Annotated in this window: 10 protein-coding genes and 3 pseudogenes; 5 read left to right on the top strand and 8 right to left on the bottom strand. The window is 63.1% G+C overall.

The annotated features are described in order from the left end of the window. Nucleotide 1: 1 nt before the first annotated feature. From ACSQ1X_RS21565 to ACSQ1X_RS21550, 4 genes are all read right to left on the bottom strand, one after another. Nucleotides 2–913 (bottom strand): LysR family transcriptional regulator, encoded by a 912-nt coding sequence (locus tag ACSQ1X_RS21565; protein ID WP_436059396.1) that lies wholly within the window; start codon nucleotides 911–913, stop codon nucleotides 2–4. A gap of 258 nt (nucleotides 914–1,171) precedes the next feature. Then, a complete protein-coding gene (gene fahA, locus ACSQ1X_RS21560) occupies nucleotides 1,172–2,413 on the bottom strand; it encodes a fumarylacetoacetase (RefSeq protein ID WP_436059395.1) in 1,242 nt (413 codons plus the stop codon). Continuing rightward, nucleotides 2,410–3,339 (bottom strand): hypothetical protein, encoded by a 930-nt coding sequence (locus tag ACSQ1X_RS21555; protein WP_436059394.1) that lies wholly within the window; start codon nucleotides 3,337–3,339, stop codon nucleotides 2,410–2,412. The genes fahA and ACSQ1X_RS21555 overlap by 4 nt, the downstream gene beginning before the upstream one ends. Further along, a complete protein-coding gene (locus ACSQ1X_RS21550; protein WP_436059393.1) occupies nucleotides 3,332–4,540 on the bottom strand; it encodes a homogentisate 1,2-dioxygenase in 1,209 nt (402 codons plus the stop codon). The genes ACSQ1X_RS21555 and ACSQ1X_RS21550 overlap by 8 nt, the downstream gene beginning before the upstream one ends. Nucleotides 4,541–4,696: 156 nt before the next feature. Here ACSQ1X_RS21550 and ACSQ1X_RS21545 point away from each other — a divergent pair, with 156 nt between their 5' ends. From ACSQ1X_RS21545 to ACSQ1X_RS21530, 4 genes are all read left to right on the top strand, one after another. Next, entirely contained in the window at nucleotides 4,697–5,251 is a 555-nt protein-coding gene (locus tag ACSQ1X_RS21545; protein ID WP_436059392.1) for a MarR family winged helix-turn-helix transcriptional regulator, read from the top strand. Nucleotides 5,252–5,359: 108 nt separating this feature from the next. After that, complete coding sequence (locus tag ACSQ1X_RS21540) at nucleotides 5,360–6,322, top strand: MBL fold metallo-hydrolase (RefSeq protein ID WP_436059391.1); 963 nt, start codon at nucleotides 5,360–5,362, stop codon at nucleotides 6,320–6,322. After that, nucleotides 6,238–8,097, top strand: coding sequence for an FAD-dependent monooxygenase (locus ACSQ1X_RS21535; protein ID WP_436059390.1), 1,860 nt, complete (start codon nucleotides 6,238–6,240; stop codon nucleotides 8,095–8,097). The genes ACSQ1X_RS21540 and ACSQ1X_RS21535 overlap by 85 nt, the downstream gene beginning before the upstream one ends. An 82-nt stretch (nucleotides 8,098–8,179) precedes the next feature. Beyond that, nucleotides 8,180–9,541, top strand: coding sequence for an MFS transporter (locus tag ACSQ1X_RS21530; RefSeq protein ID WP_436059389.1), 1,362 nt, complete (start codon nucleotides 8,180–8,182; stop codon nucleotides 9,539–9,541). A 509-nt stretch (nucleotides 9,542–10,050) separates the two neighbouring features. Here the strand turns inward: ACSQ1X_RS21530 and ACSQ1X_RS21525 are convergent. Continuing rightward, a pseudogene (locus tag ACSQ1X_RS21525) lies at nucleotides 10,051–10,638 on the bottom strand (glucose-6-phosphate dehydrogenase assembly protein OpcA); the annotation flags it as partial. A 1-nt stretch (nucleotide 10,639) separates the two neighbouring features. Here ACSQ1X_RS21525 and ACSQ1X_RS21520 point away from each other — a divergent pair. After that, nucleotides 10,640–11,266: pseudogene (locus ACSQ1X_RS21520) on the top strand (LuxR C-terminal-related transcriptional regulator); the annotation flags it as partial. A gap of 104 nt (nucleotides 11,267–11,370) precedes the next feature. Here the strand turns inward: ACSQ1X_RS21520 and ACSQ1X_RS21515 are convergent. The 3 genes and pseudogenes from ACSQ1X_RS21515 to ACSQ1X_RS21505 all read right to left on the bottom strand — a co-directional run. Continuing rightward, nucleotides 11,371–11,805, bottom strand: a complete 435-nt coding sequence (locus tag ACSQ1X_RS21515; RefSeq protein ID WP_436059388.1) for a DUF4913 domain-containing protein — start codon at nucleotides 11,803–11,805, stop codon at nucleotides 11,371–11,373. 14 nt (nucleotides 11,806–11,819) lie between these two features. Continuing rightward, a complete protein-coding gene (locus ACSQ1X_RS21510) occupies nucleotides 11,820–13,589 on the bottom strand; it encodes a type IV secretory system conjugative DNA transfer family protein (protein ID WP_436059387.1) in 1,770 nt (589 codons plus the stop codon). Further along, nucleotides 13,586–14,130, bottom strand: a pseudogene (locus ACSQ1X_RS21505) (ATP/GTP-binding protein); the annotation flags it as partial. The gene ACSQ1X_RS21510 and the pseudogene ACSQ1X_RS21505, both read right to left, overlap by 4 nt.

The raw sequence follows: 14,130 nt of genomic DNA, 5'->3' as shown, positions 1-14,130 counted from the left end.
CTTAGCCGCTGGAGGAACCTCCCAAACGACCGGCGGCGAAGTCCATTAGCGCTCTGGCCCGGGGGGTCAGCTCAAACCCCTCGGGCCAGACAGCAACCACAGAGGAAAGGCCGGCACGCGGAGCCAGTGGACGTGCTGCAATTTCGCGGCCCTCAGTTGTCAGGTTCGTAGCGTTCGGCCGGGACATCAGCAGGCTATAACCCAAACCGCGCCCCACGAGGGCCTTCGCCAGCTCGACCAACGGAACCGACGCTGACATGCGCGGGACGAGCCCCTGCTCCCGAAAGATACGGTAGGTGTTTTCTGTACTTGGTCTGGAATCCACCATAATAAAAGGCTCGTCTATCAAATCGGCCAAGCTGATGGACTCCTGGCCGGCGAGCCGGTGTGCACCCGGTACGACTGCTGTCACTTCCGTTTCGTAAATGGTCCGACGATGCAGGTTCGGGGGCAGCAGCATGTCATAAAGAATGACGAAATCGAGCTTTCCCCCATACAAACCAGGCAGGAGACTGTCATCAGTTCCTATAGTCAGCTCGATCGAAACATCGGGGTGGGCTTTGGGAAACCCTTCCAGCAGGGTCGGCAGGACGTTGTTAGCCACACCTGCGAAGCACCCCAGCCGTACCGGGCCCCTCAAATGGCCGTCCGCGGTTGAAGTTTCGTTTGCCAGCTCAATGGCATCCTGGATGAGCATCCGGGCCCGTTCCGCAAAGTAGCGGCCTGCCGGAGTAAGCGACAGGCCTCTGGCCTTTCTTCGCTGGCAGAGTTGAACCCCCACTGATTTTTCCAGGTCAGTGATGGAATGTGACAGCGCCGACTCCGACACATGCAAGGCGGCTGCGGCTGAACTCAGAGTCGGGTGCTCGCTCAGAACCGCAAAATACTCGAGCTGACGAAAAGTGAACTTCATGTCGTCCTCTCTTTCGACGGCCCGCAACGAATCTTCGGACGGGCCTCCTGCCGGGCACACCTGTGAACTGTCTGGTCCAGCAGGAGATGCCGGTCATTCATTGGAAGCCCCTCCCCCGGTTCGTAAAGGAACTGCGGGCGATCTGATCTTACGCTGGGCAGCCGCACCTCTCAGATGCCGCCGCACCTCTGGGGCTGGTTGCGGCCGACCTTGGCCGGCATGGGGGATCGGGCAGGCGCAGCCCACCACAGCGGCTGTTCACGCGGCAGTTGCCGGCACTATTTTGCCGACGCAGTCGCCGAGCCGGATGTGTGTCTCCCCGCCGATGTCTGCGGTGGCGCGGAGGGTCACCTCGTCTCCATCGCGGAGAAAAGTGAACTCGGTGCCGTCGGCGAGGACGAGTGGTTCCTCCCCGCCCCAGGCCAGTTCCAGGAACGATCCGCGCTGATTCTTTTCGGGTCCGGAGATCGTGCCGCCGGCGAAAAAGTCACCGGGACGCATCGCGGCCCCGTTGACGGTCATGTGGGCGAGCATTTGGGCTGCTGTCCAGTACGTGCTGGCGAAGGGAGGCCGGGAGACTGTCTCTCCGTTCAGGAGGACCTCGATCTGCAGGTCGAATCCCCAGTACTGGGTGCTGCTGTCATCGAGATACTTTGCCAGGGGGATGTCCCGTGCCGGAGGTGCTGTCCGGACCGGATCCAGCGCGGTGACGGGAGTGACCCAGGCTGCGATCGAGGTTGCGAAGGACTTGCCGAGGTTCGGCCCGAGGGGGACGTACTCGAAGGCCTGGATGTCCCGGGCCGACCAGTCGTTGGTGAGCACTACACCGAAAATGTGCTCTCCTGCCTGATCCAGCGGGATTTCCCCGGCAGGAGCACTGCCACCCAGGACGAAGCCGACTTCCGCTTCAATGTCCAGCCGCCTGGACGGTCCAAAGGATGGTGTGCCGTCCGGTTCCGGCCGCATCCCCTTCGGGCGGGGCACGGCGGTGCCGCTGGCAACAATGGAACCGGACCTGCCGTGATAGCCGATGGGGAGGTGCTTCCAGTTTGCAGTCAGCGGCGCCTGCTCCGGCCGGAAGATTTTTCCGACGTTAGTAGCGTGGTGCTCGTTGCCATAGAAGTCCACGTAGTCTCCGACAGTGAACGGCATATGCAGTTCGACATCACTGACGAGGTGCAACTGGTCCTTCAGCCTGGCCGACACGGAGACGTCCGCCAGGGTTTCCTGGATCAGCGTCCGCAGTTGGTCCCAGACCTGCCTGCCGCCCTTTAGCAGGAGGTCCAGATTCGCGCCGTCACCGACCTGTTTCAGTTCGGGGGAAGCATCGGCGGCAAGGCCTGTAATTGCCGAAACCGCCAGGACGTGGTTGCCGATGCGGATGCCCAGGCTGGGCGAACCGCTATCGGGCGCGGTAAAGGACGCGTACGGAAGATGTCCGAGTCCAAAGCCGTCTGCTGTGAACAAATCGGCGATGCTGCCGGTTTCGATGGCTGTCATGAGCGAGCCCTCTCGTGATCGGGAGTGTGTGAAGATCGTGCTGTGGCTGGGATGCCGGATCCAAAGTGGTCGAAGGCGGCCGGGTCGAGCCCCAAGGCCGCCAGTGATTCGAGCGGTTCGTTGATGCTGCAGGTACCGAAGGAGTGGAACCATTGCCTCCAGGAGATTGTGCTGAGGCTTCCCGCTTCAGTGGCCAGCCCGGCCCCGTCTTCGTTTTCCAGGATCTGCATGACGTGGCGGGGTCCCGCGCCCCGGGCGGCTGCAGCGGTGGCCAAGGCGATGTTAAGAAATCCGTGATGGGTGAACCCGGTGGTGGGGTCGGTGTGCCGGACGGCCTGGTGCAGGCCCGCGGTGAGCTTGAATGGAACCTGCCGTCTGACGGCCTCCCCGATAACTCCCGCGAGCTCCTCCGATGTGGGGAAGAGCCGGGCTTCCAGGCCGCCGGTGCGGAATTTCAGGTGCACCTTCCCGCCTTCCAGGGCAGCCGCGGCGCCCTGGAGGATCTGGGCGGCCGTGAACTCGGAGTATCGGGACGCCGAAGTGTCTGCCTGTTGAAGGGCGGCCAGGCCCGTTTGCCAGTCATCAGCGGGGGTTTTCATTTCAAGGCTGACGACCTGCGTGCCGTCCATGCCGTGCGCCTCCAGCTCAAGGGCGTCCTGGAGCCCGCCTACGGGGACGACGACGCCGACCCGCAGCGGGTCCGCCGAGAGGTCAAGTCCCAGGCGGCCTGCAGTTTCCAGTGCCAGCCGGTGGGCCTCAGGCACCTGATGCAGACCCAGCAGCAGCGGCCCTGTGAAGGGCTCAATCCGCGAGGATCGCCTCCCCAGATGATCGCGGACAGCGGTGTCCAAGGATGCCGACCCAGGGGGAAACACCGCTGCATCATCAAAGAAGCCGTCCAGGCCCGAAGCCCGCGACTCACTCATGGGTCCACCTACCCCCGCTCCAGGAGCTGGCGTACTTGCCGTCGTCGCAGGCGAGGGCGGCTTCGCCCAGGTCCAGGGGGCGGAAGGTATCGACCATGACGCCGAGCTCGTCGAAGTAGTCCTTGCCGAGGCTGGCTTCGATGGCCCCGGGCTGCGGGCCGTGGGCGTGGCCGCCGGGGTGGATGGAGATGGAGCCGATCCCGATGCCGGAGCCCTTGCGGGCCTCGTAGTCCCCGCCGACGTAGAACATGATTTCGTCCGAGTCCACGTTGGAGTGGTAGTACGGCACGGGGATGGACAGCGGGTGGTAGTCGACCTTGCGCGGGACGAAGTTGCAGATTACAAAGTTGTTGCCCTCGAAGACCTGGTGCACGGGCGGCGGCTGGTGGACCTTGCCGGTGATGGGCATGTAGTCATTGATGTTGAAGACGTAAGGGTAGAGGCAACCGTCCCAACCGACGACGTCGAAGGGGTGCTCCGGGACGGTGTGGATGGTGCCGGCCAGCCCGTTCGGTCCGGCGCCGCGGTGTTTGATGTAGATGTCGACGTCATGCTCCTCCACCAGGAGCGGGCCTTCGGGTCCGCGCAGGTCCCGTTCACAGTACGGCGCGTGCTCCAGCAGCTGCCCGTGTTTGGACAGGTACTGCCGGGCCGGGCCGATGTGGCTGTTGGCCTCAATGAAATACAGCCGTGCCGTATCCCCGTCCTCGATGACCCAGCGGTGCGTAGTGGCCCGCGGAATGATCACATAGTCACCCTCACTGACGGGCAACCGGCCAAAGACGGTTTCGACGACGGCGGCGCCCTTCTCGACGTAGACGCATTCGTCGCCGGTGGCGTTGCGGTACAGCGGAGAGGTGGTCCCGACCCAGGCGTAGCTGATCCGGACGTCGGCATTGCCCAATATCAGCCGGCGGCCCGTCACTGCTTCCGTAGCGGAGGCCTGCTCTTCGGTGAACAGCTCATGGAGTTTCAGGTGCCGGGGAACCAGCGGGGCGTTCGGGGCCAGGGACTGCTCCGGCAGGTCCCAAATTCGGGCGCCGACGATGGCCGACGGAATGGTCCGGTGATAGAGCAGTGAGGAGTCCGAGGAGAACCCTTCCTCGCCCATTAGCTCCTCGTAGTAGATCGCGCCGGAATCGGCGCGGAACAGGGTATGCCGGGTCTTGGGGAGAGAACCCAACTGACGGTAGAACGCCATACTGCACTCCTTAGATCATGGGTCAATCGAAAATTGTAAAACCTTGTACTTGTTTGATGGTAAAGCTTTATACAAAAAAATGCGAGGGGTCGCCGTGCATCCAGCGGGACGCTCCGGTACAGGCCGCAGCGCGGGCATCCACGGTAGATTGACGAAATGACAGAGAACGCGAGCAGCCAGAATCCGCAGGACCTGAGCAACCTGGACTACTGGTCCTTTGTCGAACTCACCGGGAAGCGGATTGTCGAGGAGCTCGACGTCAAGGATGCAATGGCAAGTAAGGTCATCATCACACTGACCCGCGCCGCGAACTTGGTGGTCTACGATCTGGAATCCTCGGTACACCGCCCTCGGGGCGTGTCCTGGTCCGCTTTCCGGCTGCTGTTCGTCGTTTGGCTGGCCGGGCCGATCGAGCCCGGCAAAGCTGCAAAATTGGCTGGAATGAGCCGAGCAGCCGTCTCCAGCCTGACCACCACACTCATCGCCAGGGGCATGCTGCAAAAGAGCGCTTCCGGGACCGATGGGCGCACCATCATGCTCGAGTTGACCCACCAAGGACGGGACTATGCCCGCAGCGCATTCCAGGACCAGAACGAACAGGAAGCGCGCTGGGCCTCCGCCCTGACCGATGTGGAGCAGCAGCTGCTGATCATGCTTCTGCAAAAACTGATGTCCCACCGGCAGGAAGTCGGCGGGCGAGTGCGAGAATAGCCAGCCGCCCCCAGCGGTCCGGAGAATTCCCTAAAGTCACCCTTCCCTAGGAACGTGTGCTGGGTTACAGTGAGTAAAACTTTGTATAAGGTTTTACGAAAGGTGATCATGTCAACGAAGACTTTTGCTTCTGTAGCCGACCTTGAGGACAAGAAGCAGACGCTTGAAGTCCTGGCCGACGGCGTTTACGCGCTCACGGCCGAAGGCGACCCGAACGTCGCTGCCATCGAGGGCGAGGACTTCCTCGTCTGTTTCGACACGCTGGCCACTCCGGTGGCCACCAGGCGGTGGCTGGACATCCTGCGCCAGCACACCGACAAGCCCGTACGCCATGTGGTGCTCTCGCATTACCATGCGGTACGGGTCCTCGGAGCACCGGGATTCGGAGCAGAATCAGTCATTGCCCACGAGAACACGCACCGACTCATCCAAGAGCGCGGCCACGAGGACTGGGACAGCGAGTTCGGCCGGTTTCCGCGTCTGGCGAAGGACTCGGACTCGATCCCGGGCCTGACCTTCCCGACCCTGAGCTTTGCCGACCGGCTGACCATCGACCTAGGCGGAGACCGGGGAGACCTGGTGCTCGAGCATGTGGGCCGCGGCCACACAGGCGGGGACGTCGTGGCCTGGCTGCCCAAGGAAAAGATCCTCTTTGCCGGCGACCTCGTTGAAGCCCAGGCCGCGCTCTACACGGGAGATGCCTACCACCTCGAGTGGGCCAACGAAACCCTGGATAGGGTGAAGACCTTCGGTGCCGAACAGCTGGTCGGTGGACGTGGCACTGTCAGCCGGGGCAGGGACGCCGTGGACGCGGCGATCGAACAGAGCCGTACCTTCCTCACCACGATGATCCGCGAAGCGTCGGCTGTGCAGGAGCGGGGAGGCACAATGAAGGAAGCCTTCGCCGCCTGCCATGCCTCGCTTCACGAGGCATATGGACACTGGCCGATCTTCGAGCACTGTCTTCCGTTCAACGTTTCCCGCCTGTGGGAGGAACTCAACGGCACCGACCATCCGACAATTTGGACGATGGAGCGGGATCGCGAAGTCTGGGCTCAGCTCCACGACTGATCCCAGCAGTCCGGGCCGCACCGGCATGCGCTCCCCAGGTTGAAGGCCGCACGGCACTTCCCGCACGGGGCCATCGAAAATTTTCTTCACATCACAATGCAAGGGACAACTGTGCCATGAACACGAAGCATGTACTGGTTCTCGGGAACGGGCCGGTCGGACAGACCACCGCCCTGCTGCTCGCAAAGCGCGGAATCAATGTCACCCTCTTGGACGGCCGCATCCAACGGGACTCCATCGGATCGAAGGCCCTCGCTCAGCACCGCGATGTCCTCGATGTCTGGGAGCACGTGGGGGCCGGCGCCAAGATCGCGCAGGAAGGACTGACCTGGAGCCGTTCCCGCACCTACTATGGTTCCCACGAGCTGTTCTGCGACACCTATTTCGAATCCGCCGACTCACCGTTCCCACCGTTCGTCAACCTCTCCCAGACACGCACCGAGCAGCTGCTGGATGAGCAGATCGCCGAACAGCCACGCATCAAAGTCCTCTGGGACCGCACTGTCCGCGGCATCGCCCAGGACGCTGCCGGGGTCACCGCCACCGCCGTCTGCCAGGATGGATCCGAGTACGAGTTCTCCGGCGACTACGCCGTTGCAGCCTGCGGGGCGCGCGCGGATGAGCTGCGTAAGGAAATTGGCGTCTCCTTGGACGGCCGGACCTTTGGCGACAGGTTCCTCATCTGCGACATCCGGGCGGAACTGGACGGCTGGGAAGGGGAACGCCGCTTCTACTTCGATCCGGAGTGGAACCCGGGCCGCCAGGTACTCATCCACCCCTGCCCGGATTCCCAGTACCGCATTGACTGGCAGGTTCCCCCTGGTTACGACCTCGAGGAGGACGCGGCCACCGGCGGGCTCGACCGCCGGATCCGTCTCATCATCGGCGATGCACCCTATGAGATCGTCTGGAAGTCGGTTTATCGTTTCCATTCGCGCGTGGTCGACCGTATGCGTGTCGGCAAGGTGCTGCTTGCCGGCGATATGGCCCATCTTGTCTCGCCCTTCGGCGGCCGCGGCCTGAACTCGGGCATCGGTGATGCCGAAAACGCGGCCTGGAAGCTGGCATTCGTGCTGCTCGGCTGGGCTGATGAAAGCCTGCTGGACTCCTATGACGCTGAACGCCGGGCGGCGGCAGTGGAAAACATCGCCGTGACGTCCGAAACCATGGATTTCCTGGTGCCCCAGACACCAGAACAGAAGGAGACCCGGACCCGGTGCCTTGAGCAGGCCCTGACAGATCCGGGGGCCCGGAAGAACATCAATTCCGGGCGGCTGTTCGAGCCTTTCTGGTATTCGGACTCGGCGCTGACAACGCCGAATCCCGAGCGCCCCTTTGCCGGGCGCCCGGCAAAGGGAACACTGGCCGATGCCGGGCCCGGTGTGATCCTGCCCGACGCGGCGGTGACAATTGCAGGGTCCGAACGCCGCATCCGCCGCATTGCGAGGGAAGGCATGATGCTGCTGCTGGGTGACCGCGTGGATGCCGCATCTATCCAGACTCTCGCCCGGGACAACTGCCCGGCGCCCGTATCCATTCTGAAAATCTCCGACATCGATCCAGCTGGTTCGCTGCAGTTCCAGCTGAAGTCATCGACGCATGATGTCTGGATCATCCGGCCCGATGCATACATTGCCGCAGTCTGTGATGCACATGATCCGGAGGGCATTGCCGCCGCACTCCACCGGGCCATCGCTGCCACCACTTCCCTGGAACCGCAACCGGGCCTGACACGATCCTTGATCACTTCAGGCGCCCTCCCACACCCTGTTTAGCCAAAAATCCCTCCGCCAGCCCCTGCGCCTTCAGAGCTGATCAGTGCACGGAGCGAGGCCAATAATAGTCAGGATTCGACAAATGACAACTCTCAAAAAATCATCCCTAGCTAGGGAACACCGGAGAGTCGCCTGGGCGACTGCAGTCGGTACAACGATCGAGTGGTATGACTTCTTTATCTATGCGAACGCAGCCGCCCTCGTTTTTGCCCAGCTCTACTTCTCACCTCTCAGCGGAACCGCGGCAACGCTCGTAGCGTTTGCTACCGCCGGCGTCAGTTTCGTTTTCCGCCCGCTCGGGGCTATCTGGGGCGGATACCTGGGAGACAAGTTCGGCCGCCGCGCTGTACTGGTCATCACGCTCACTCTGATGGGCGGGGCCACCTTCGCCATCGGATTGCTGCCCACGTACGCCTCAATCGGGATTGCAGCTCCCATCCTGCTCGTCTTCTGCCGCATTCTCCAGGGACTCTCGGCAGGAGGCGAGTGGGGTGGGGCAGCGCTCCTGGCCGTCGAACACGCGCCGGATGGACAGCGCGGAAAGTTTGGTGTCTACCCGCAGCTGGGTGCGCCGGCCGGCATGGTCCTGGCAATCGGCATGATCACCCTTCTATCAACGGTGATGCCCAACGGAGACTTCCTTGCCTGGGGCTGGCGGATTCCGTTCCTGCTCAGCTTCATTCTGATCATCGCCGGTGTACTCATCCGCCGTAATGTTTCAGAAAGCCCTGTCTTTGCTGAGCTGAAGGAAAAGAAGGCAGAATCCAACACCCCGCTCGGTCAGCTGTTCCGCTTCCATTGGCGCCACGTTGTCCTGGCCGCACTGATCTTCATGGGCAACGGCGTCGGCGGCTACCTGCTGGTCGGCGGCTACATCACCTCCTACGCCACGGGTGCTGTGGGCATGGACCGCAACACGGTCCTTCTGGCTGTCGTTGTGGCCTCAATTACATGGTTTATCTTTACTTGGATCGCCGGTCCGCTGTCGGACCGCATCGGCCGGAAGCGCACCTACCAGATCGGCTTTATCGCACAAATGGCGATCGCCTTTCCGCTCTTCGGGTTCATCAATACCGGCAGTTTCCCGCTGCTGCTGCTGGCCGTCGTCCTTCTCTCCTTCGGCCAGGGTCTAACCTACGGCCCGCAGTCAGCACTCTTCTGCGAAATGTTCCCCGCCAGGGTCCGGTACAGCGGCGCATCCATAGCCTATGGTCTGGGCGCACTTATCGGCGGAGCATTCACGCCAACCATTGCAACGTACCTGTTCAGCACGACGGGCTCCACCGCGTCGATCTCCCTGTACCTTCTCGCCGCGTCCGTCATTTCCATCGTCGCAGTTTCCGTAGTCAAAGACCGGAGCGAAGAACCCCTGGAAATTCCGGACGCAGATGTTGCGGGACGCGATTCCACCCTTTCAGTCGAAACTCAACGAGCCCACTCATAGCCCGGTGCGTAAGCGGTTTTTTTGCGGAGCCTTTACGTGTAGCCGGAGGGGGAAAAGCTTGGCCGGTGGCGAAGCCGCGGGCTAAGGAATGGGCGAACGGATCCCGCATCGTAAGCCAAGAAGATCGGTTCGGCAACGGATGAGGCAAGGGGAAAGATCTAACGTCGACTAACCCCACGGCCGGGCCTACCAGCTCATGGGCTTCGACAGCCCGCCTTTGCTGGCAGCCGCATCACGGGCTGGACGGCACAAGTGATGGAATGGCCGCGGCCAACTCTTACACAGTCCCCCCTGAGCGCCTGAAACGGCGTCGACGCGCGCATCTGTTGCAGAACCGGCGAGAACGGTCTGCAAGCAAGCTGCGGTGGGGCACCCCAGATGGCCACCGTGGCTATCGTCTATCGCAACGCAGGGTGCCTCACCGCTTTGACTCTCTATGGGGGACGCGTATGGATTGAGGCTCTCAATAGCTGTCCGACCGCCTGTATAGGTCGTCGTTTGCGGTTCTATCAAATGGAGACCAGATGGGACAAGCTCAGATCCTGCCCCTGCTCCTTCTTCACAATCAACGTCTCAAGTCCTTCATGAGGCACTGGGGCAGTTCCTAGATTTCGGAGCGTTTCTCCAAAGACTTCGTCGGGGTCGAGGCGGCGGAGTTCCTCGGCGAGGCAGTCCTTCAGGCTCCGGCGCGGCAGGGAGATGCGCTGCACCGGTTGCCCGGGCTGACTCAGTTCCGCCACGGTGAGGCCCGGCCGGAACAGCTGGATGTCGCCGCCGGTGCGGGTGAGCCGCACACGACGGATCCCGGTACCGGCCGGGTCCGCCACGATCGTGACCGGCGCGTCCAGGGCAAGCGTGAGCCAGGCCGCCAGCAAAATCATGGAAGGGGAGTCGGAAGCGCCTTCGACGGTCACCGCCGTGACGGGGGATGAGTCCTGGTCCAGGGCCGCGGCGAGCTGGATCCGCCAGTTGGTCAGGCGGGTCCAGGCGAGGTCAGTGTCGCCGGCCTTGTACGTGCGGCGGATGTTCTCCAGCGCCCGTTGCGGGTCGGCTTCGTTGGCCGAGTCCGTGATCCGGCGGTGCGCGATCCGGCCGATCACGACTGATCTGGTCGAAGAACCCGTAGCCACGGCGTTCGAACGCCTGCGGGAGGACATGCGGCCCCTCATGCGCTTCAGCGGCATCGACGTTCAGTTCATCGAACCGCCGTTGAACGGCCGGGCCCTCCCAGGCGAAGTCGCGCATGCGGCAAGGGCCATCGTCCGCGGGTTGATACTGGCCATGATGGAACAACCCGACGTCCGGCGAGTCCGTGCTCAATGGGACTGCGATGGCGAAAATCTGCTGATCAACGTCCGCGACGACGGCGGCGGTACTCTCGCCGCCGACGCGCCGAGCCTGGGCCGGCTTGACCGCCGGGTCCAGGCCCTCACCGGGCAGATGCAGATCGAGGTCATGCCAGGCTGGGGCGCAGATGTCTCCGTTACCCTCCCGCTGGACGCGCCGGCCGGCCCATCAGGGGACGTCACCGGATGGAACCTGGCCGCCAGGGAACTGGAAGTGCTGCAGCATCTCGCCGCCGGACAACGCAACCGAACCATCGCCTCAGCGCTAAGCATCAGCGAAAACACCGTCAAGTTCCATGTGCGGAACCTCTTCAAAAAGCTCGACGTCGGCTCGCGGACCGAGGCTATCGCCCTCGCCCACAGCCACGGAGTACGGTGACGTCCATGAATGGAGCACGGTGATGCCCTGAGAGGCGTAGGACGCGTAAAACCAGAAATTGGAACGGGCTCGGTTTTTGGCGCTACGCCTGGACAGTCCTACTTCTAGTTGTTGAGCCTCACATCTGGGAACCAGCCAGCGGGTGCCATCTTTGGTTCCAGGTGTTCGGGGTCGCGATGTTCTTTCATGTCGCAGTTGTAGAAGGGGCCTTGTGTGCCCAGGAGGACGCCCATGTGGTGGTCTGCGTGGTCGCGCCACCAGACGCTCATGCCGGTGGCCGGGTCGAGGCGCAGGTGTTCCCAGGAACGCCAGAGGGCCGCGACACGTGAGACGGCTTCGGGGTGGAAGTACCACTCGATACACCACTTCGCGGACTTCCCCGTGACGCTGCGGACGTATGTCGGCAGCAGCTGCTCGTGAAGGAACTCTTCCGCCGTGCCGTAGACGAGCTCCGGCGCCTTCTCTGTCTTTTCACCTTCACTGTTGCTCGGACTGGGGGCGGGAGTATCCGTATCGAACAATCCGAAATCATCTGCCATGAGTGACTGCTTCCTTACTCCGTGACCCAGGGATTAGCCATCGGCGGGGCAGGAACCGGGACTGCCTCTTCCTCCGGGCGTGGGCTGTACTTCTTGATCGACGCCTCCACGGCGTCCTTGTGCCGGCCGGTGTACCAAGGCATGGTCCGGACCAGCGTGGCGGGTGCACCGGAGGCGAGGACAACGGCGCGGCCGCGGTCCAGCTCCGCCAGGTTGGAGACATCGAAGATGCGCTCCTTGCCCTCCTGCCGGGAACGGCTGGAGCCGGACTTTCCGGAGGAAACGGAAACGTTGGTGTAGCTGTAGTCCCCGATCAGGTCCGAGAGCGCCCGAAGAAAACCTTCCTCAGCAACGCCGCCCCCGTAGACCTTAACGTTCGCGGCCGACCAGATCTTCCGCATGTTCGCCTCGCCCCAGAGTTCAACGCCTTGGGACCAGGACTGCAGGATGCCCATGACGATCAGGCCCTTGGAGCCGTAGTGGCTGAACTGATCCGGCAGGGCTGCCCAGCGGACGACGTTGGCCAACTCATCGAGGGCGAACATCGCAGGCTTGGGCAGACGGCCGCCGCTGCGCTCGGCCCGTTCCTCCATCGCCTCAGCGATCGCCACCGTCAACGCTGTGGTGAGCGGGGAAGCGGAGCCGGCCCCTTCCTTGGAGAGGATGTAGATCGTCTCCTGAGAGGCCGCGAAAGCGTGCGGATTGAACTGCCGGCGGGCATCCGTGGCCACCGTCGCACCACCCATCGGAGCGACCCAGCGCAGCGTGTTCCTGGACTTCAGGCACTGAATCATCTTCTCTGCGGTGCCGAAGATACCGTCGCGCTGTTTGTCGGCCAGCTCCAGCGTGGACTCCAGGCCCTTGTACTGCAGCTCGTAGTCATGCTCTTTCAGGATGTTGATCGGTTCCCGGTTCACCTGCTCCGTCACCCACAGGTAGACCTGCGTGATGGGCCGTTCCCCGAGCGCGGCCGCGAGGAAGTACGAGGAAAGGATGTCTTCGGCTTTAGGGTCGAAGTAGGCATCCGGCTTGGACCCCGGGACCCGCGAACCGACAGAAAAGTGCTGCGTGAGCTTGTACGCCTTCTCTTCGTCAGTGACATAGGAGAGCGGGTTCCACCACCACTGTGCTTCCTCCTGGGCGATCTTCTGCGGATCGAACACCCATACCGGGGCCGTGAGTTCGCGGACGCCGCGGGTGCCGTCCACCACGTCACGCTTGTTGGAGGTCGACACCACAGCACCCGGTGCGTCCAGGATCGCGGGCATAACCCGTGAGGTCGACTTACCGGTCCGGGGACCCCAGATATCGAGGCTGAGGTCTTCCCAGGACTGAATGAACGTCTGGCCGGTGGAGACAACCTTGCCCACCACGATGCCCGGCGTGCCTGTCACTCCCAGCCGATCCGCCGTCGCTTTCGCGCCCTTCTCGGAGAACGCAGCCAAGGACTTCCCTCGACCCAGGTACCGTGCCGCCTTGTCGACGCGGGCACGCTTGGACGCGCCCTTCTTCCAGGCTACGAGCACGACGATAGCCAGAACCACGACCACCCCTGCCATGAGGGCGGCCGCGACGGTGGACTGGACGGGCCAGGGCACCCGGCCCTTGACCAGCCCGGCGATCAGATCAATCGGATGTGCGGGCGGTGCTTTGATGCCGGCCATCCAGGATCCCAGGTGGGCGGCCGCGTAGGTCCCGCCGCCGAAGACGACGATGAAACCAACGGCGAACCAGACCAGCAGGGCATCCCCGAGGCCCATTCCTTTACGGTTCGGTGCACTCACAACGTGCCTCCCTCGGCCGGCACGTCAGGGGTCATTGGCTCGAGGAGCGTTTCCGGGATCTCTCTCCACTTTCCTTCGGTGTCGTTGACTCCGTCCGGGCCTTGCTCAAGCGATGTCAGTCCCACGAGGACGGGGATTCCGGGCCGGCCGCCGACCTTGATGAGGAACTTCCCGCGTCCGGGAGGTTCGATGTCGGCGCCGCGGGAGTCCCAGGCGGGCGGGTCCTGCCAGGAGATGAGTTTCTGCTGCTCCTGCCGGGACAGCGGAATGGCCGAGGTCAGCAGCGGCATCTCGGAGGCCGGGAGGCCGCCGCAGATGACCATGCCGGAGCGTTCCACGAATCCGCGGGCTTTCATCCGGTCTTCTTCGGCCGGCAGTGCCAGCAGGTCGGACATGGTGTGGGAAATCATGATCTGCCCGACACCGACGGAGCGGTTCAAACGGGTCAGGGCGTCCACCCGGTCCACCATGCCTTTACCGGCGCGCAGCGCCCGCCACAGCTCATCGAGGACCACGAAGTAGTTCCTGCGCGGTTCCAGCC

It is taken from the genome of Arthrobacter sp. LjRoot78, assembly GCF_964254335.1.
GTDB lineage: Bacteria > Actinomycetota > Actinomycetes > Actinomycetales > Micrococcaceae > Arthrobacter.
Note: the sequence above shows the minus strand (reverse complement) of the source record. Positions and strands in the feature narration are given on the sequence as shown.